15 protein-coding genes are annotated in these 19256 nt (G+C 66.9%); 8 read left to right on the top strand and 7 right to left on the bottom strand.

Annotated features, from left to right (window positions below; translation table 11 throughout):
* Positions 1–16: 16 nt before the first annotated feature.
* From tnpC to D187_RS34050, 4 genes are read right to left on the bottom strand one after another with little or no spacing between them, the layout of a single operon-like run.
* The gene (tnpC, locus tag D187_RS34060) at positions 17–1435 is read right to left on the bottom strand and encodes an IS66 family transposase (protein ID WP_020918467.1); all 1419 of its coding nucleotides are present in this window, start codon (positions 1433–1435) and stop codon (positions 17–19) included.
* A gap of 51 nt (positions 1436–1486) precedes the next feature.
* Positions 1487–1780, bottom strand: a complete 294-nt coding sequence (locus D187_RS55680; RefSeq protein ID WP_155893787.1) for a hypothetical protein — start codon at positions 1778–1780, stop codon at positions 1487–1489.
* On the bottom strand, positions 1781–2353 hold the full coding sequence (locus D187_RS34055; protein ID WP_043432763.1) for an imm11 family protein: 573 nt from the start codon (positions 2351–2353) through the stop codon (positions 1781–1783). It abuts the gene before it with no gap.
* 4 nt (positions 2354–2357) lie between these two features.
* Positions 2358–3680 (bottom strand): AHH domain-containing protein, encoded by a 1323-nt coding sequence (locus D187_RS34050; protein ID WP_051256666.1) that lies wholly within the window; start codon positions 3678–3680, stop codon positions 2358–2360.
* 141 nt (positions 3681–3821) lie between these two features.
* On the opposite strand from D187_RS34050, the gene D187_RS34045 reads away from it, so the two are divergent.
* Positions 3822–6857 (top strand): error-prone DNA polymerase, encoded by a 3036-nt coding sequence (locus D187_RS34045; protein WP_002632601.1) that lies wholly within the window; start codon positions 3822–3824, stop codon positions 6855–6857.
* Positions 6858–6888: 31 nt separating this feature from the next.
* On the top strand, positions 6889–7731 hold the full coding sequence (locus tag D187_RS34040) for an alpha/beta hydrolase (protein WP_002632600.1): 843 nt from the start codon (positions 6889–6891) through the stop codon (positions 7729–7731).
* 72 nt (positions 7732–7803) lie between these two features.
* Here D187_RS34040 and D187_RS34035 read toward each other — a convergent pair whose 3' ends face one another.
* Entirely contained in the window at positions 7804–8340 is a 537-nt protein-coding gene (locus D187_RS34035; RefSeq protein ID WP_020918466.1) for a hypothetical protein, read from the bottom strand.
* A gap of 311 nt (positions 8341–8651) precedes the next feature.
* On the opposite strand from D187_RS34035, the gene D187_RS58330 reads away from it, so the two are divergent.
* The 5 genes from D187_RS58330 to D187_RS34010 all read left to right on the top strand — a co-directional run bounded on the left by D187_RS58330 (position 8652) and on the right by D187_RS34010 (position 14765).
* Positions 8652–10025 (top strand): hypothetical protein, encoded by a 1374-nt coding sequence (locus D187_RS58330; RefSeq protein WP_245591894.1) that lies wholly within the window; start codon positions 8652–8654, stop codon positions 10023–10025.
* On the top strand, positions 10018–11358 hold the full coding sequence (locus D187_RS51720) for a hypothetical protein (RefSeq protein ID WP_002624305.1): 1341 nt from the start codon (positions 10018–10020) through the stop codon (positions 11356–11358). The genes D187_RS58330 and D187_RS51720 overlap by 8 nt, the downstream gene beginning before the upstream one ends.
* Before the next feature lie 16 nt (positions 11359–11374).
* Positions 11375–12793, top strand: a complete 1419-nt coding sequence (locus tag D187_RS58325) for a hypothetical protein (protein WP_020918463.1) — start codon at positions 11375–11377, stop codon at positions 12791–12793.
* Positions 12794–13400: 607 nt separating this feature from the next.
* On the top strand, positions 13401–14123 hold the full coding sequence (locus D187_RS58320; protein ID WP_245591893.1) for a hypothetical protein: 723 nt from the start codon (positions 13401–13403) through the stop codon (positions 14121–14123).
* 84 nt (positions 14124–14207) lie between these two features.
* Positions 14208–14765 carry a Uma2 family endonuclease gene (locus D187_RS34010; protein WP_043432757.1) on the top strand — a complete coding sequence of 186 codons (558 nt, stop codon included), beginning with the start codon at positions 14208–14210 and terminating at the stop codon, positions 14763–14765.
* Between the two features lie 19 nt (positions 14766–14784).
* Here D187_RS34010 and D187_RS34005 read toward each other — a convergent pair whose 3' ends face one another.
* A complete protein-coding gene (locus D187_RS34005; RefSeq protein ID WP_002624301.1) occupies positions 14785–16446 on the bottom strand; it encodes an acyl-CoA dehydrogenase family protein in 1662 nt (553 codons plus the stop codon).
* Between the two features lie 59 nt (positions 16447–16505).
* Between D187_RS34005 and D187_RS34000 the strand changes: the two genes are divergently transcribed.
* A complete protein-coding gene (locus D187_RS34000) occupies positions 16506–18425 on the top strand; it encodes a DUF8689 domain-containing protein (protein ID WP_002624300.1) in 1920 nt (639 codons plus the stop codon).
* Positions 18426–18450: 25 nt separating this feature from the next.
* On the opposite strand, the gene D187_RS33995 is transcribed toward D187_RS34000, so the two are convergent.
* Complete coding sequence (locus tag D187_RS33995) at positions 18451–19254, bottom strand: WbqC family protein (protein ID WP_002624299.1); 804 nt, start codon at positions 19252–19254, stop codon at positions 18451–18453.
* Positions 19255–19256 lie beyond the last annotated feature (2 nt).

Below are 19256 nucleotides of genomic sequence, written 5' to 3'. Positions count from 1 at the left end.
GTAACCGTTCACCGACTCAGGCCGCGTTGGAGAGCTGAACCAACGCCTGAGTGGGGAGCAGCGAGGGTGTTGAAAGGCCACGTCGATGTGCTTGGAGGGTGTCGGTCAGGAAGTCCAACACGCCACGCCGTTGCAGCTTGAGCGTGGTGACGGTGGTGAGGATTCGCTCCACGAAGCGGCTGCCCTCGGGGCCTTGCGTTCCGAAGGATGTCTTCCTGTACATGACGGCGTGCCGCAAGCACCGCTCGCCGAAGTTGTTCGTCGGCTCCAGCTCCGGCACGTCGACAAACGTCCACAGACACTTCTCCCAGCGCAACATTTCCCGCGCCATGCCGGCCGTCTTCTTCTCCGCGCACACCGCGGCCCGGCGCAGCAATTGGCCCACTTCGCCCTCCACCTCGGGCATCCTCTTCTCGAAGTCCTCTCGTGGCAGGCTGCCTTCTTTCACCTGGTGGTACCACGTGAAGAAGCGATTGCGCTGGTGCATCAACTCCTCGCCCAGCTGCCCTCCCTTGCCACCCCGGTCGATGAAGCCCTGGAAGTCTCGGGTGAGGTGCGCCCAGCACACCTGGCGCAGGCCCGCGTCGTACCACTCGTACCCGCTCCACCTGTCACTCACCAGAATGCCCGCGAAGTCCTCTCCCAGCAGGGCTCGTGCCACCTTGCCTCCGCGACTTCGGGCGATGTGGAAGACAGCCACCAGCGCCGTGGCCACCAGCCACAGCCAGGCACGTTGGCCCCGGCCCTCTTCTCGCCCCTCCACCCACCCCGTTTCATCCGCGTGCACCCTCTCGCTTTCCCTCACGTACTCGCTGGCTTCGTGCACCGCGGGGGCGAGCGCCTCGGCCATTTCTCCTTCCAGATTCACCACACTGCCCACCGACAGTTTCACCCCCACCATGTCCGACAGCGCGTCCTTCACCAGTCGTTTGGACAGTCGGTACTTGCCTACCAGCAGGCTGGCCAGCGCGCCCAGTCTGTCGCCGAAGGCACTGCTGGCATGCGCGGGCACCTGCTCTCGCGTCACCGTGCCGCACGCGCCACACTTCAAGGCGTGGCTGCGATACTCCGTGACAATGGCCGACAGCGGCGGCACCTCCACCACTTGATGCCGTCGCGGCTCCACATCTCTTCCCGCCAGTCGGCGCCCACAGTCCTTGCACTCCTTGGGCACCAACTCCACCACGTGCTGCACCTGCTCGGGCGGCAGCAGCACCCGCTCATGCTTCTTGTGTCCGGGTTGACCTCCAGCTCGCCGGCCCGTGGGCCTCTTGTGCTGGCGCGGAGTGCCGGGGGCGTCCGAGGAGGGCGGCTTGGAGGAGTTGCTCGAGTTGAGCCCCAGCCTCTCCTTGAGCCGACGATTCTCCTCGCGCAACCGCGCATTCTCCTCCTCCAGCTGCGCTATCTGCACGTCTCGGGCATCCACCTGCACCATGCCCTGGCTACACCACGCCAGACGTCCTCTTGTCCAGCACCACTTCCGCAGTCACCTCGTGCCTGGCTCCTCTTCAACCAAGCCAATGCGGTGAACGGTTACCACCGATGCTACCCGTTCGTTGACAATGGGTGTATTGCCCACGCCGGCAAACTCGATGTCGAGCGGCTTGCCAGGCTTGAAGATGGGGATTCGTAGGGGACCTGGAGCCGCGACGGGTCTTCCTGCCGAGAACATCCACGGGTCTTCTATCTCTTCTCCCGACGAGGTAGCAGGCTCTGCGAGATACCAGCGGCCGGGAACGTACACGTCGATCCACAAGTCAAAAAATCTGCGCCGCTCCATTCAGACCTCGTCGAAGCGTCCACCCAAGCAACCGGTTCGCTCCAGGGCTTTCTTGATTTCCTCATCAATGATGATGGGCGAACTCCAGCCCCAGAGCCGGAACACACGCTCCTCGCTCACCTTCGATTTGTCGATGCGCAGGCCGGAAACCGTACGGTATTGCCCAACCTTCTCGGGTTGACGATTCTCCGGCGTCCAGAGACGCACCTCCGCACATGCCGAGTCGTCGATGCACCGCACGGTTCGCGCCACGTTCAGCAGGTAGTAGGGTTCGGCTGTTCCCTGGACCTCGACCGGGAAGAGCTGAACATCGCTGGACGCCAGCTCGCGGAACACGGATGCCACCGGTGCGCTGACAATGGGGGTTTGACCCGCCCCGGCGAATTCAATGTCGATGGGTTTCCCAGGTCTGAACATGGGGATGAGTAGGGGACCTGGATCCTCAACCCTCCTTCCGTCAATGAACTGCCAGATGTCTTCAATTTTCTGGCCATCGCGATTTCTCGGCTCCGCGAGATACCAACGTCCTGGCACATAGACGTCGATACTCAAGTCAAAGAAGCGTCGTTCCATGATGTCATGCCTCGGGATTTTTCAGCACTAGTTGACGAAGCCTGGTGCCCGCGGTTGTGAGGTCTCGGGCAATCTCCGCCAATGCGTCAACCAACACGGATTGGCACTGCGCAGTGCCCCGGCAGCCCTTTGTTGCTTCGGTAATCCGTCCAAGCACATCTTTGTGGTACTCGGCTGGGTGTGGCCCCTTGTGGCCCTTGAGCCGAACCAGGTTCGCGGTGTCGCTCAACTTCATTCCGGCCAGCTCGAAGATCTTCTCGAACTGCGGTGTCCACGGGCCACCCGATGCTTCGGAAACCTCGTTCTTGTTCGTGCAGATGTGGTGGATGTTGCCCTCGGGATCTCCCTGAATGGCACTTCCAGGCCCCATCGCAACCGCCGCGACAGCTGTCGGAGCGAGCGCGACGTTCAGCACCGACGCGGAAGGAAGGGCGATGGACTGCACCTCGCCCGCCAGCGCCCCCGATAGCTGGAAGCCTCCTTCGGTTTGCGCTCTCAACGCCGCTCGAGTGAACCCCGGCATCTTCGCTCCCCGCGCGGCCATGGCGTTCTCGCCGCCAAGCGCGGCCAAGGCGACGATGACCAGGACACGAGCACCGTTGTCCCCAAGCACCTTCCCGAAACGGTGCCCGGAATCCTCCAGCTCCGAGATGTCGCGGGCGTTCTTCGCTTCCTCCATGAGCCGCAGGAATCCCCGCCCGAGGTTCCACACGGGGCCAGTGCCGAGATACGCGATCAGGGATGCCGTCAGCCCAATCGCAAGGAGCTTCGTGATGGGCTCGGGTGCAACGAGCATGACGAGCGCGGTTCCAACCATTGATACAACCATTGCGCGAAGGGCGGCCGGATTCGTCAGGTCGCCCACCGCATCCTCAACCCCGTCCCAGACGGTGTCGAAGGCGAAGAAGAGCGCCATCATGCGCCGCTCCGAGGGATCCTTCATGGCTCCGCCTGTGAGCAGGCTCAGGCACCCATTCGGATCGCGCTGCTGTTGGCACATCCGCTCTGAGGAAGGGGGCACCGTGCGACCGTGAGCGCCGTCGACGACCCCTCCGGTGCTGGCAGACGCGAGCAATGAGAGTCGGTCGCCCTGCTTCGAGTCCTCGAGACCCAGGTTCAGCCTCATGTCGAGCACCAGCTGCGCGACAGCGGTCTTGAACTCCGATCCCTCTATCTTGATCGGCCGGGAGTCGACAGGCTCGTAGGTGATGGGCGCTCCCTGCCCGATGTCCAGGTTCACGACCCGCGTCGTTGCGCACCCTGACGCGAGGAGCAACCAGAGGAAGGCGCGCAGGCAGGCGGAAGGCCAGGGAGAGCGGAGCTTCATGGGCACCGGCACTCTAGTCCACGCACATGCGTGGAGCGGAAGTCGGATCCACCGGGCCCACTTCCGAAGTGACGAGACACACCGGGTATCCTGTCCGGACCTACTGGGGCGGACCTTCCGCCTGAACGGCTGCTCAGTAGGGTGGCGGGCGTGTACGCCGAGCTGCTGTGCCGATCGAACTTCTCGTTCCTCCGGGGCGCCTCGCACCCCGAGGAGTTGATCCTCGCGGCGGCCGAGCGGGGGCTGGCGGCGGTGGCGCTGGCGGATGGGGACGGGCTGTATGGCGCGGTGAAGGCGCACCTGGCGGCGCGGGCCGCGGGCCTCAAGTACGTGCTCGCCAGCGAGCTGACGCTGATGGATGGCCCCCGGGTGGTGGTGTACGCCCAGGACGCGCGGGGCTACGCGAACCTCAGCCGGCTCATCTCCAAGAGCCGGATGTTGCACCCCAAGGGCGAGGCGGGCCTGCCCTGGCGCGAGCTGGCCGAGGGCAACGAGGGGCTCCTGGCGATGCTCCCGTACCCGGTGCCCACCTCGCAGGTGGCCCCGCTGGCCGAGTCCTTCGCCAACCGTTTCTACGTGGGCGTGTGCCGCACGCTGTCCTCGGGGGACGAGGCCCGCGTGGCCCAGGCCCGCCTCCTCGCGCGGGAGCTCGGCGCGCCGCTGTGCGCCCACAACGACGTGCACACGCACCACCGCGCCCGCCAGCCCCTGCAGGATGTGCTCACGGCCATCCGGTACAAGACGACGCTGGGACAGCTCGGCACGCGGCGCCTGCCCAACGCGGAGCGCACGCTCAAGGGGCCCGAGGAGATGGCCCGGCTGTTCGCCGACTGTCCCGAAGCCCTGGAGCGCACGGTGGAGCTGGCGGGCCGCTGCCACGCCACGCTGGATGGATTGCGCTACCACTTCTCCGAGGAGGATCTCCCGCCGGGACACTCGACGTCCACGTGGCTGCGCGAGCTGACGTACCAGGGGCTCCAGGTGCGCTACCCGTCCGGCGTGCCCCCCGAGGTGGTGAAGCAGATCGAACACGAGCTGAAGCTCATCGCGGCCCTGGACTTCGCGGGCTACTTCCTGGCCATCTGGGACATCGTCCGCTTCGCGCGCTCCAAGGGCATCCTCTGCCAGGGGCGCGGGAGCGCGGCCAACTCGGCGGTGTGCTACGCGCTGGGCGTCACGGCGATCGATCCGGTGCGCATGGGGCTGCTCTTCGAGCGCTTCCTGAGCATGGAGCGCAAGGAGCCCCCGGACATCGACGTGGACTTCGAGCACGAGCGGCGCGAGGAGGTGCTGCAATACGTCTACGAGAAGCATGGCCGGCACCGCGCGGGCATGGTGTGCGAGGTCATCTGCTACCGGGGACGGCTGGCGCTGCGCGAGGTGGGCAAGGCGCTCGGGCTGTCGTTGGATCAGGTGGACCGGCTCGCCAAGGTGGCGGGCTCGCACGGCGGCGAGATGTCCCCGGAGCTGCTCAAGGAGGTGGGGCTGTCCGAGGAGGACCGGCGCGTGCGGCAGACGCTCGCGCTCGCCCGGGAGATCGAGGGCACGCCGCGGCACCTGTCCATCCACGTGGGCGGCTTCGTCATCACCCGCGAGCCCCTGGTGGAGATGATCCCCGTGGAGAACGCGGCGATGAAGGGCCGCACGGTGGTGCAGTGGGAGAAGGATGACCTGGAGGCGGTGGGCGTCCTCAAGGTGGACTTGCTGGGGCTCGGGATGCTCACGGCGCTGGCCAAATGCCTGGAGCTCATCCGGGTGCACCATGGCCGGGACCTGTCCCTGGCCACCATTCCGGCGGAGGACCCGAAGGTCTACGAGATGTTGACCAACGCGGACTCGATCGGCGTGTTCCAGATCGAGAGCCGGGCGCAGATGAACATGCTGCCGAGGCTCAAGCCGCGCTGCTTCTACGACTTGGTGGTGGAGATCGCGCTCATCCGCCCGGGTCCCATTGTCGGGGACATGGTGCACCCGTACCTGCGGCGGCGCGAGGGGCTCGAGCCGGTGGTGTACCCCTCGGAGGACGTGCGGAGGATTCTGCAGAAGACGCTGGGGGTGCCGCTCTTCCAGGAGCAGGCGATGAAGCTGGCCATGGCGGTGGGCGGCTTCTCGGCGGCCGAGGCGGATGGGTTGCGACGGGCGCTCTCGCACAAGCGCGCCGAGGAGCGGCTGGGGCCATTCCACCAGCGCTTCGTCGACGGTGGCGTGGCGCGCGGGTACGCGCCCGAGTACGTGGACACCCTGTTCAAGCAGTTCCGCGGCTTCGCGCACTACGGCTTTCCGGAGAGCCACTCGGCGAGCTTCGCGCTGCTGGCCTACGCGTCGTCCTGGCTCAAGTGCCACTACCCGGCGGCCTTCACCGCGGCGTTGTTGAACTCGCAGCCCATGGGCTTCTACGCCCCGCACACGCTGGTGGCGGACGCCCAGCGCCACGGCGTGCCGGTGCTGGAAGTGGACGTGAACCACTCGGACTGGGACTGCTCGCTGGAGGAGGGCGGGCTGCGCTTGGGATTGCGGATGGTGCGCGGGCTCCAGGAGGCGGCGGGCCGGCGGATAGGCGCGGCGCGGCGGGGGCAGCGCTTCACGAGCATTGGAGACCTCGCGCGGCGCACGCGCGCGCCCCGGCATGAGCTGGCGCGGCTGGCGCTGGCGGGCGCGTTGGGGAGCCTCAGTGGCTCGCGGCGCGACTCGCTGTGGGAGATCCAGGCGCTGGGCCCGCTGGAGGAGACGGATCTCTTCTTCGGCATGGCGATGGATGGGACGCCGGTGGAGCTGCCCCGGATGAACGTGGTGGAGCGGGTGAGCACCGACTTCGAGACCGTGGGCGTGTCACTGGAGAAGCACCCGTTGGAGCTGTTGCGGCCCGCGCTGCGCAAGCGGGGGGCGGTGACGGCGGCGGGACTGGAGCGGGTGCGCACGGGCAGCCGCGTGGCGGTGGGGGGGATGCTCATCTGCCGGCAGATGCCGCCCACGGCCAAGGGGTTCTGCTTCCTGTCTCTCGAGGACGAGACGGGCATCGCCAACCTCGTGGTGCCGCCGGACGCCTATGCGCGCTTTCGCAAGGACATCCACGGCGCGTTGTTCCTGGTGGGGCAGGGGACCCTGGAGAAGACGGGCAAGGTGATGAACGTGAAGGTGCAGCAGTTGGAGCCGATCGTCTCCTCGGTGCGCGTGTAGGGGCGGGCCTCACGTGATAAGGACCCCACCCATGGGACGTTTCTGGCTCCGGGTGAGGCGGGTGATGGTGAAGATCGTGGTGACGCTCGTCATCTGCTACCTGGCCGTGTGCGCCCTGCTGTACTTCAACCAGCGCCACCTGGTGTTTCCGGTGCCCGAGGGCGCGCTCGAGCCCCAACTGTCCGGAGCCGCGCTCCTTCGCATCCCGGGGCCGGAGGGCACGACGGTCTACGCGCTGCACGTCCCGGCGCCGCCCGAGGTCCCCACGGTGGTGCACTTCCACGGCAACGGCGAGCAGCTCGCCCACGAGGCGTGGCTGGCGCAGCGCTACCAGGAGGCGGGGTTCGGGTTTTTCGCGGTGGAGTACCCGGGGTATGGGCTGGCGAAGGGGAAGGAGGAGCCCTCGGAGCAGGGCATCTACGCCGCGTCCGAGGCCGCGCTGGAGTACCTGCACCGGGAGCTGGGCGTGCCCCGGGAGCGGACGGTGTTGCAGGGGCAGTCCATCGGCTCGGGGGTGGCGGCGGAGATGGCGAGGCGGGGGCAAGGCACGCGGCTGGTGCTCATCACGCCCTACACCTCCATCGTGGAGCTGGGCGCGAGGCTCTTTCCCTGGGTGCCCGCGCGGCTGCTGGTGAAGGACCGGTTCGACACCGCGTCCAAGGCGCCGGGAATCCACCTGCCGGTGTTCATCGTCCATGGGACGCGGGACCAGGTCGTCCCCGTGGACATGGGGCAGAAGCTGGGCACGCTGTTTCCCCAGGCCTCCGTGCGCATCCTCGAGGGCAAGCACCACAACAACGTGCTCGACACGCGCGAGGTTCGCGAGGAGTTGTTCCAGTTCGTCCGGGGAGAAGCGCTGCGCGCCGGGCCTTGAGGTGCCACGGGTCCGGGCCCGCGCGCGAGGCACGGGCCGGACCTTCGGGGACTCACGCCCGGAGGGCGCGTATTACAGCGCGACGCTCGGGGAGATCACGGAGGTGAACGCGCACGGCACGTTGCTGGACAGCGTGCCGCAGGTCGACGGCTGCGCCGGGGTCCACGTCGTCGCGTTGAGCTTGATCGCCGCCTGGGAGCGCTGGCGGTACGTCCCCGCGGGGTTGGTGGTGGGGGTGGCCGTCTGACCGCCGAAGTCGGTGTTCGTCTCGGCATAGCAACTGCGGCTGCCCGGCACCGCCGTCCAGGTGACGACGCCCGTGCTGCTCACCGACCTCTTCTCGATGATCGAGCACACGTAGATGATCGGGTAGTCCTGGCTGCAGTCCCAGACAGACGCCTGGGCGCTGATCTGGCCCGCGTACGGACCGCTGTCGTACTTGTAGGGCTCCGTCGCCTCGACCACGCACGTCGTGTTCGGAATGGGAGCCGTCAGCGCCGACTCGATCCGCGCGACGCCCTCGGCCTGCTTCGACCCTTCGGGAGCGGGACCGCACGCGCTGAAAGCCATTGCCACCACGGCGAGGCCATACGTCTTGAAATGATTCATGTTCATTTTCTTGGGGGATGAGATACTTGGGGGGATTGACCTGATGCGTCAGGAATACCAATGCCATCGGTAATATCGGTGTGGCTGTCCATGAGCGCGGCGGTGAATTAACACATCATCTTTCCATCGTCCATGCGCTCACGGGAAAACCCGACAGCTCGTGGAGCAGGCGAGGCTCCGCATCCTGGTGTGGAGGAGCATGGCAGGGCGGGTTAACGTTGCTGCCCACACGGCTTTTTTTCGGAAGGGCGGGAGGAGGTTCCGGGGTGAAGAGCAGCTGTGCTTCAGGGCCCCTGGGGTGGGCCTGGCTGATGGTGCTCTCCGTGGTGTTGATGGGGAGCCGATGCGGCGGTGTGGAGGCCGTGCCGTCGGAAGTGTGGCGGCGGGATGTGGCGCCCCCATTCGACTATGGGCTGTACAGCGATGCCCAGGGGCGATTGGTTGGCGAGACCTCGGGCGTGCTGCTGGTGCATCGCAGCGCGCATCTCGAGAAAGTCTATGCGGATGCACAGGCCGGGGACGCGCGGGCCCGGAGGCTGCTGGACCAACTGGAGGTGGCGACCGAAGCCGCGGGGGTGGAGCTGGCGGACAAGGCGCTGGGGCTGGGCTGTAGCGCCTTGCCCACGTGCACGGTGCGCTGGGCGGAGCTGAGTGAGTTGATTTCCTCGCCGGGCCCGGGAGGCACCCGGCTGCGGGGGTTGTTGGCACGAGGCTTCGAGCGACAGGCTCGGCGCGAGCAGGTGGAGAGCGCCGTCATCACGGTGGCGTTGAACGCCCTGCTCGTGGGGGGTGTGGCGATGGCGGTGGAAGGCCGCGCCGCGAGTGGGGAGGTGAGGGCGGGAGCGGCGGAGGCGGAGAAGCTGGCCCGAGAGGGCGTGGCGCGGCAGCGGGTCCTGAGTCAGGTGGAGGAGGCGGCGGCGCTGGAGGAAGCGGCGGCGCTGGAAGTCCGGCTGGGGGAGGCCGAGGCGGTCGCGAATGGCGCGCGCCAGTCCAGTGATTTGAAGCTGCTGGAACGTTGGCGGCCCTCCCTGCGGGAGCCACCCCCTGGCGTGGCCGAGGACCACCCGAGGTGGGCGGACTACGTCTCCTACTGGGAGAAGCGTTATGAGGAACTGGCGGGGCGCCGACCGGGAGCGGCACGGCCGTCCGAGGTGAAGCCGCCGCTGGAGTGGCCGGACTACACCGTCTTCCGCAGCCAGGTCCAAGGAGGGGTGGACTTCCAGCAGGGGGTCACGCGCGCCCTCCAACGGGAGGCCACACTGACCGAGGCGGAGAGGGTGTATCTACGAGGCATGTCGCGGCCCCGGGTGGATGGGAACCTGGGACTGTCCCGTGAGCCGGGGCCCGTGCTGACCTTTGTGGACCAATTCATGGTTGACGAGGCATCCTTGGCACATGGAGGGAAGCCCATGGTGCATTGCTTCAGTAACAAGCAACGTGACTTCACGCGCATGGGCGAAGTGGAAGTACGCTATTGGGTTTCCATGGATGCCAGGGAAGCCCTGGAAAAATATGGAGGAATGGTTGAAATACGTCGCCCTGGCCATCCCCTTTTTGGACGCAAGGTCACCATAAGCAAAGTGCATCTTATCTACGATGGTCGGCTCGTTCCTCAAAAAAGGACCAGGGTCGCGATTCAGCAGATCGCCAGAAAATTCAATGTCGAGATCCATTTTCATGAATAACGATGAGTGGAACGAAGAAGATGATTTTTATCTCGAAATTCACTCTCCAGACAATCCACTCGACAGAGGATTCGAGGGGCTTGAAGAACTGCTGATCATGATTGAGTCTCTCGATGAGCGCTGGAGGCCAGATCGAATCTTCTCCGGAAGACGCAAGCGAAAATACTCTCGTCAGGTTCTGTGGAAGCATCTACAGGAGATGGCCGTTGGTTCATGTGTCATGTTCACACTGGACAGGACGAAGCCTCCTGATGTCAGCGTGCACTTGAGCTTCCAACAAGAGCAGAAGCCGGATCGTCTTTCTCTCGAATTGAGGGTCAGCCCTTTTTCTCTTGTCCGTGAAGAGCACTCGGCGGACTCGTGTGCGGAACGAATCTTGAGTCTGGTGAGGGCATTTGCCCAGCGGTATCCCATTTCTCATGGATTGGGCCATAGCTGGGTCGACTATTGTATGGGGGTCGACCTGAACGCCGAGAATCCCTTTGATCGAGCTTCCGTTCTCGAGGAGTACTGGTTGAGCGTGTATGGTTCACGATTATTGGAACAGCTCGGACACGATCGAGTCCTTTCCACTCCTGCCTCACACATCGAGACTCTACCGGGCGGCTCCGTTCTCTTGCTCACCCGGCCAACGCCGGCGGACTTCGACTCCGAGGAGGCGCGGCAGGCCCAGGCTCGGGCCCTGGTTCATCTGCGGCCCGAGTTGAAACTGGAAACCACCCTGGAAACCCTGCGCCAGCGCAGCCTCGTCTTCGTCCCCCTCCCCGTGCACTTCGACGAAGACGTGGCCGACATCCTCCACAAGAAGGTCGCCTTCGAGGGACTCGAGAACAAGCGCCGGGTGGTCGAGCGCTTCAACCTCTACCGCTCGCCTCCCGTCTCGGAGTGGCTGCCCGCGGAACAAGCGCCTCCACCGGACGTGGAGGACGTGAAGCAGGCCATCGACACCTACGAGCGGCTCTACGCCGAGCAACTCGTCGCGCTGATGCACTCGCAACAAGTGCCTGAGGCGACGGAGGGAACGCTGGAAGCGCTCGCCGCGGTGGACTTCGCCCTGTGGCACCTGGGCTGGGGGAAGCGCTTCTCGGCGGAGGAAAAGGAGGCGTTGATTCCCGCCCTGGGGGCCTGGCTGGGGATGTATCTGGTGTCCGCGTTGGGAGGGCAGTGGGTGCCAAGGCGCAAGCTGGAAGAGAGCGCGGTGCGTGTGGGGGACAGGGCGTGGCTGCCCTTCTTGCGCGCCCGCCATGCGCTTCAGCATGGAGAGGCCCCGCTGGACTACTCTTGCTCCCAATTCTTCCGGCAGGCTCAACGCTCCATCCGGCCGGCAGAGTGAACGGAGGAAGTTTGAGGTGAAGACCGTCTGCACTTCTGAGCCTCTGTGGCGGGTATGGCTGGTGGTGCTCTCCGTGGTGTTGATGGGGAGCCGATGCGGCGGTGTGGAGGCCGTACCGTCGGAGATGTGGCGGCGGGACGTGGCTCCGCCCTTCGACTATGGGCTGTACAGCGATGCCCAGGGGCGATTGGTTGGCGAGACCTCGGGCGTGCTGCTGGTGCATCGCAGCGCGCATCTCGAGAAAGTCTATGCGGATGCACAGGCCGGGGACGCGCGGGCCCGGAGGCTGCTGGACCAACTAGAGGTGGCGACCGAAGCCGCGGGGGTGGAGCTGGCGGACAAGGCGCTGGGGCTGGGCTGTAGCGCCTTGCCCACGTGCACGGTGCGCTGGGCGGAGCTGAGTGAGTTGATTTCCTCGCCGGGCCCGGGAGGCACCCGGCTGCGGGGGTTGTTGGCACGAGGCTTCGAGCGACAGGCTCGGCGCGAGCAGGTGGAGAGCGCCGTCATCACGGTGGCGTTGAACGCCCTGCTCGTGGGGGGTGTGGCGATGGCGGTGGAAGGCCGCGCCGCGAGTGGGGAGGTGAGGGCGGGAGCGGCGGAGGCGGAGAAGCTGGCCCGGGAGGGCGTGGCGCGGCAGCGCGCTCTGAGCCAGGCGGAAGAGGCGGCGGCGCTGGAGGAAGCGGCGGCGCTGGAGGTCCGGCTACGGGAGGCCGAGGCGGTCGCGAATGGCGCTCGCCAGTCCAGTGATTTGAAGCTGCTGGAACGTCGACGGCCCTCCTTGCAGGCGACTCCCCCTGGCGTGGCCGCGGACCACCCGAGGTGGGTGGACTACGTCGCCTACTGGGAGAAGCGTTACGGGGAACTGGCGGGGCGCCGGCCGGGAGCGGCACGGCTGTCCGAGGTGAAGCCGCCTCTGGAGTGGCCGGACTACACTGTCTTCCGGAGCCAGGTCCAAGGAGGGGTGGACTTCCAGCATGGGGTCACGCGCGCCCTCCAACGGGAGGTTATATTGCCCGAGGCGGAGAGGGTGTATCTGCGAGGCCTGTCGCGGGCTCGGGTGGATGGGAACCTGGGACTGTCCCGTGAGCCGGGGCCCGTGCTGACCTATGTGGACCAGATCGCTGTGGACGAGGCATCCTTGGTTCATGGAGGGAAGCCCACGGTGCATTGCTTCAGTAACAAGCAACGTGACTTCACGCGCATGAGCGAAGTGGAAGCACGCCACTGGGTTTCCATGGATGCCAGAGAGGCGCTGAAGAAATACGGGGGACGGGTGGAGATTCGTCGGCCTGGTCATCCACTATTCGGACGAGAAGTCTCCGTCAGCCAGGTTCATCTTGTTTATGACGCGCGGTTTGTACCAGAATTTTTCAGGAAAACCCTTCGGTTCGAGGCAAGAGCTCGTGGTGTCGAACTCCATTTCCATGCCGAGTGATGAATGGAACAGCCAAGACGGATTCTGGCTCCATCTCCATTCGCCAGCCTATCCAGTGGAGCAGGGTGCGAAAGGGTTTGAGAAGATACTCGATTTCATCGAATCCATGGAAGGAAGCGGTTCGCCAGACACCCTCCTGAGTGGAAAAAGGAGACGAAAATACTCTCGCAAGGCTGTCCGCGAGATATTCCTCGAGCAATCCAGCGAAGGGCATACGTCGTTCGCCGTTGAATGTTCCAATGCTCCCTGGATGGGGTTGTGGATCAGCCTTTCCGAGAAAGAAAGGAGTGGGCGACTCTTCGTGAGTTTGGACCTCACACCTTTCTCGATTGTCCGGCAACCGGGGGCCGCTGAGGACCACTCGAGACGGATTTTGTCGTGGGTAAGGAGCTTTGCCTCACTATTCCCTGTGACCTATGGCTTCGGACATAGCGCCACTGACTTTTCCATGGGAATCAATCCCCTCGTGGAAGATCCGTTCGCGCCCTACCAAGTGGATGAAGTCTACTGGCTCAATGTGTATGGGCCTCAGATGGTGTCGGAGATGGGACGTGAGCATGTGTTATCCACGCCCGCCTCGGTGATAGAGGAGTTGCCAGGAGGAGCCGTGCTTCTCCTCACCCGGCCGACGCCCGCTGACTTCGACTCCGAGGAGGCGCGGCAGGCCCAGGCCCGGGCCCTGGTTCATCTGCGGCCCGAGTTGAAATTGGAAACCACCTTGGAAACCCTGCGCCAGCGCAGCCGCGTCTTCGTCCCCATCCCCGTGCACTTCGACGAAGACGTGGCCGACATCCTCCACAAGAAGGTCGCCTTCGAGGGACTCGAGAACAAGCGCCGGGTGGTCGAGCGCTTCAACCACTACCGTCCGCCTCCCGTCTCGGAGTGGCTGCCCGTAGAACAGGCACTTCCGCCGGACGTGGAGGACGTGAAGCAGGCCATCGACACCTACGAGCGGCTCTACGCCGAGCAACTCGTCGCGCTGATGCACTCGCAGCAGGTGCCCGAGGCGACGGAGGGAACGCTGGAAGCGCTCGCCGCGGTGGACTTCGCTCTGTGGCACCTGGGCTGGGGAGAGCGCTTCTCGGCGGAGGAAAAGGAGGCGTTGATTCCCGCCCTGGGGGCATGGCTGGGGATGTACCTGGTGTCCGCGCTGGGCGGGCAGTGGGTGCCAAGGCGCAAGCTGGAAGAGAGCGCGGTGCGCGTGGGGGACAAGGCATGGCTGCCCTTCTTGCGCGCCCGCCATGCGCTTCAGCACGAGGAGGCCCCGCTGGACTACTCCTGCTCCCAATTCTTCCGGCAGGCTCAACGCTCCATCCGGCCGGTGGCGTGAACGGAAGGGCTCCGGGTGACCTGCGCGGGTAGTCTGGCCTGGACCGCGCTTGAAGAGGCCCGCCCGGCTGTCCATCCTCCAGACATGAGCGGCCAGCGACGCAAGGCGACCGACGCGGACCTGGAGGCGGTGCCTCCACACCGGGTGGCGGAACGGGTGGACGGCGAGCTGTACGTCAGTCCCCGGCCCGCCTTGCGCCATGCGTGTGCCCAGGGCGCGTTGCACAACGCCCTCTACAACCCCTTTGACCAAGGGCGGGGAGGCCCCGGTGGCTGGTTGCTCCTCTTCGAGCCCGAGCTACGCCTGGGTGAGGACATCCTGGTGCCGGACCTCGCCGCCTGGCGCCGCGAGCGCATGCCGGAGATGCCCGAGGAGGTCCGCGTCATCCTCGCACCGGATTGGGTCTGTGAAGTGCTCTCCCCATCCACGGCGGTGCTGGACCGGGAGAAGAAGATGAAGGTCTATGCCCGCGAGGGCGTGCGCCACCTGTGGTTGGTGGACCCGCCGCGGCAGGCCCTGGAGGTGTACGGGCTGGAGGGGGCCCGTTGGGCGCCGCTGGGCACGCACAGCGGCCAGGCCCTCGTGCGCGCCGAGCCCTTCACGCCACTCCTGCTGGAGCTGGGTGGACTCTGGGCGCGCTGAGGCAGGCGGAGTCCCCGCGCTACTCCACGAGCAGCCGCGACTCCTCCAGGTTCATGTCGGCGAGCAGATCCACGCCATGGCGCGTGAGCCGCCGCGCCGCCGCCATCGCCCTCGGGCCGTGTCCGTGGTCCAGGCACCACTGAGCGTGCTCCACCAGCAGCGCCAGCTCGTAGGCGCGGCCCAGCGTCAGCGCGAACCGCCGCGCTCCCGCCTCCACCCCCGCCGGGTCCTTCATCGCCTCCATCACCCACGCCCGTGCCTTGCCGAGCGCCTCCTCCACCGCCACCACGCCCGGCCGCAGTCCCGCGTCCTTCGCCGCCGCCAGCCGCCGCCGCGCGTCCACGTCCAGCGCCTCCAGCGTGCCCCCCTTGGCCATCGCCCGCAGCGCGTCCAGCGAGAGCACGTTCGTCGTCCCCTCCCAGATGGACAGCACCTGCGCGTCCGCCAAGAGCCGCGGCACGCCCGTGTCCTCCACGTACCCCGCGCCGCCAAACCCCTCCACCACCTCCGACGTCACGTGCACCGTCTGCCGCCCCAGCGTCAGCTTCGCCAGCGGCGTCACCAGCCGCTGCAAGAGCAACTCCTCCTCCGTCGCCGTGCCCGCCTCCATCCTGCCCAGCAGCTCCGCCGCCCGGAACGCCAGCAGGAAGCCCCCGTGGAACTCCGCCTCCAGCCCCGCCAGCGTGTCCACGTGCAACGGCTTCTGTGCCAGGGGCGCGCCGAACTGCACCCGCCGCTTCGCGTAGTCGCGCGCCAGCGCCAGCCCCCGCCGCATCATCCACGCCGACGCCACCGCGTTCCACGTGCGCGTCACGTTCAGCATCGACGCCATGTTGCGGATGCCATCCGTCAGCCCCGCCACCGGCACCGCCCGCGCCCCGTCCAGCGTCAGCTCCGCCGTCGGCACCTTGCGCGTGCCCAGCTTGTCCTTCAGCCGGTTGATTTGAATCCCATTCATCCGCCCATCCGCCCCCCGCGTCTCCACGTAGAAGAGCGCCAGGCCCTTGCCTCCCTCCCCATTGCCCTCGGGCCGCGCCAGCGTCAGCGCCATCTGCGCCGTCGTCGCCGAGGTGAACCACTTCGTCCCGTACAGCTTCCACCCCTCGGCGTCCCGCCGCGCCACCGTCTGCGTCAGCCCCACGTCCGAGCCGCCCGTGCGCTCCGTCATCCACTGGCCCGACGTCCAGAACGTCGACGGATCCCTCGACGTCAGGTGGGGCAGGGCGCGCTCCACCAGCGCCTTGTCGCCCAGCGACACCAGCGTGCGCGCCGCCCCGTCCGTCATCGCCAGCGGACACGAGTAGATGTCCAGCGACGGCTGGATGAGGTAGTTGAGCGCGAACTGGTGCACGCGCGAGCGATCTCCACTCTTGCGCTCGTATGCCACCGCCACCAGCCCCCGCCTGGCCGTCAGCGCCTCGGCTTCCTTCCACAGGGGGGACACCTCGATGTGGTCCACCCGCTGGCCCCAGGCGTTCCACTGGGTCAGCTCGGGCTCGTTCAGCCTGTCCCTGAGCTGGAATTCGTAGAAGTAGCCGCCCGACAGCTCGCCCAGCTCCCGGAATTCGTCCTCGAGCGAGGCCTTCAGGTCCGGGGGCAGCACCCGCTCGAGGTAGCTGCGCAGCAAGACGTCCTCGTCATACTGATTGCCCAGGCGGGGCGGTTCCTGGAAGAAGCTCATACGTCACAACCTAGCACCGCCCGGTCCTGATAGAGTCGGTGTCTCAACCCGGAGCATGCATGGCCGAGCAGCGGAGGCCGGGGGCGAGTCCCCCCGGATTCGAGTCCCCCGACGACAGCGAGCGAGACACCAGCCGCACCCTCACTCCCCAGGAGATTCCCACGGTCGCGGCGGGCCCTGGCTCCTCGCCTCCCCGGACCCGGCCGGCTCCTGGTCTCGGAGCACCCCCGGGACCGCCGCGGACTCCGCCCACCCTGACGGCCACCGAGCGCCGCCCCGCCGGCCCCAGTGCCTTCCTCGAGCGCCGGCCCTCCCCCCCGGCCGAGTCCCGTCGGAGCCTGACGTCCGTGGAGCCCGTGACCGATCGCCGCGCTCCTCCTCCTCCTCCCCCCTCCTCGGAGGTCGCGGGCGGGCCCCCGGAGAAGCGCACGACGCCTCCTCCGCCGCGCCTGGACACGCCTCCTCCCTTCGCCGAGCCGCAGCGCCGCGCCACCCCGCCGGGCTCCGGCGCGGATCAGCCGTCGGTGGTGGTCGACTCGCGCCGTCCGGGTCCTCCAGCGTCCCCCTCGGAGCCATCCCCCGGGGTCGTCGAGCGCCGCGCGGGCTCCTCGAGCGGCAACCCGGCCGGGCCCGAGCGCCGCACCAGCACCGGCACGGTGCGCCGCGTCCCCTCCGATGCGGGAGAGACACCCGAGGGTGCCCGCTTCTGGCCCGCCCAGCCGCGCACGCTCGAGGAGTCCGGCCTCACCGCCAGCATGGTGGAGGAGCTCGTCCTCAAGGCCATCTTCTACGCGGGCGAGATGCGGGGCATGGACATCGCCAACCGCCTCAAGCTGCCCACCTCCGTGGTGGATGACGTGCTCGAGGGCCTGCGCCGCCAGAAGTACATCGACATCCGCGGCGGTGGCGGCTCGGGTCTCGGCAAGTCCACGATGATCTACCAGCTCACCACGTTCGCCACGGACGTGCTGCGGCAGATCCTCGATCGCAACCGCTACAACGGCCCCGCTCCCGTCACGCTCCAGGAGTGGATCAGCGCCGTGAAGAAGCAGACCATCCGCGGCAACCGCATCACCCGCCAGCGGATGGAGGACAAGTTCGGCGACCTCATCATCCGCGACTACATCTTCGACGGCATCGGCCCGGCGATGAACTCCGGACGCGCCATCTTCTTCTACGGGCCCCCGGGCAACGGCAAGACGGCCATCTGCCAGGGCATGGTCAACTGCTTCGCTGGGGACATCTTCATCCCCCACGCCATCCTCATCGACGACTTCATCGTCCGCATCTACGACAACATCCTGCACAAGCCCGTGGAGGAGGAGGCCGGCGCCCAGCCCTACGACAGGCGCTGGGTGCGCTGCCACCGGCCCCTCGTCGTCGTCGGGGGCGAGCTCACGCTGGAGATGCTCGATCTCGTGTACTCCCCCGAGGTCAAGTACTACGAGGCGCCCTTCCAGATGAAGGCCACCAACGGGATGCTCCTCGTCGACGACTTCGGCCGTCAGAAGGTGTCGCCCAAGGACTTGCTCAACCGGTGGATCGTCCCGCTGGAGAGCGACGTGGACATGCTCACGCTGCACACGGGCAAGAAGGTGCAGGTGCCCTTCGACGTGTTCTCCGCCTTCTCCACCAACCTGGATCCGAGCGATCTCGTCGACGACGCCTTCCTGCGCCGCGTGCGCTACAAGCTCGAGGTGCAGCGGCCGGACGAGGATCTCTTCCATCAGATCTTCGAGGTGATGTGCCGCAAGCGTGGCGTGGACTACGACGCCGACATCGTGCAGTACCTCATCGACGCCCACTACACGCCCAACATCCGCCCCTTCGCGGCGTGCCAGCCACGCGACTTGTTGGATCAGATGATCGACATGGCGCACTACCACGGCGAGTCGCCCCGGCTCACCCGGGAGCTGGTGGATGCCGCGGTGCGCAGCTACTTCGTGCGCTTCGACAAGGACGGCACCGCGGCGTCCTGAGCGGTCTTCCGGAGAGCCTGGAGCCTCAGCGCTCCGGCTCCGGATCGGGCCGGGCGAAGGGCCCCCAGGGACTGGGCGCGAGCCACTCGCGCACCATGTCCACGGGGACGTTGGACAGCACGTCCACGATGGACAGGCCCACCACGAAGCGCTCGCCGGGGCGGCCCTGGTCGTACGCGGGATAGCGGAACTTCTGCCACAGCAGGCGCACGTCGCGCTCCCGGAAGGGGCCTGGCCGCAGGTAGAGCGAGCCCACCGCCGAGTAGTACGTGTCCTGGCCGAGCTGGACGCAGTAGTCCGCCAGGCGCTCCGTCTTCTCCGGCAGCGAGCGCGCGAGGTTCGAGGCGAGCACCACGCGCGGCGCGAGTCCCAGGGGCTCGGCGAAGAGCGTCATGCTCGAGAGCAGCGTGCGCAGGAGCGAGCCGGGGCCGCGCTCCTCGGCCGCCGCGGCGTAGAAGCGCTCCAGCCGGGGTAGCACCTGGGAGCGGAAGTAGGGCCTGCGGCCGTAGAGCATCGTCAGCGTGGCCAGGTGCTTGCGCGTCCAGGGCTGGCTCGTGTCCACCACCAGGTCGCCAATGCGCGTGTCGCGATGGGCGCCCTCGAGGGGAATCGTCAGCCACTGGTAGGCAGGCTCGGTGGGCGGGGGCAGGGGAGTGCCGGAGGGCAGGGCCACCCGCGCGCGGCGTTGCCAGCCCCGCCGCAGCCATTGCACGTTGTCCAGCACCACCAGCGTGTCCGCGCGCGCCAGCTGCTCGTGGAAGTCCAGCCACGGCAGGTAGTGGGGTTGCTCGGCGACGAGGACTCGGGACGGCGCGCTCACGGCCGCCACTG

Source organism: Cystobacter fuscus DSM 2262 (genome assembly GCF_000335475.2).
GTDB classification, from domain to species: domain Bacteria; phylum Myxococcota; class Myxococcia; order Myxococcales; family Myxococcaceae; genus Cystobacter; species Cystobacter fuscus.
Note: the sequence above shows the minus strand (reverse complement) of the source record. Positions and strands in the feature narration are given on the sequence as shown.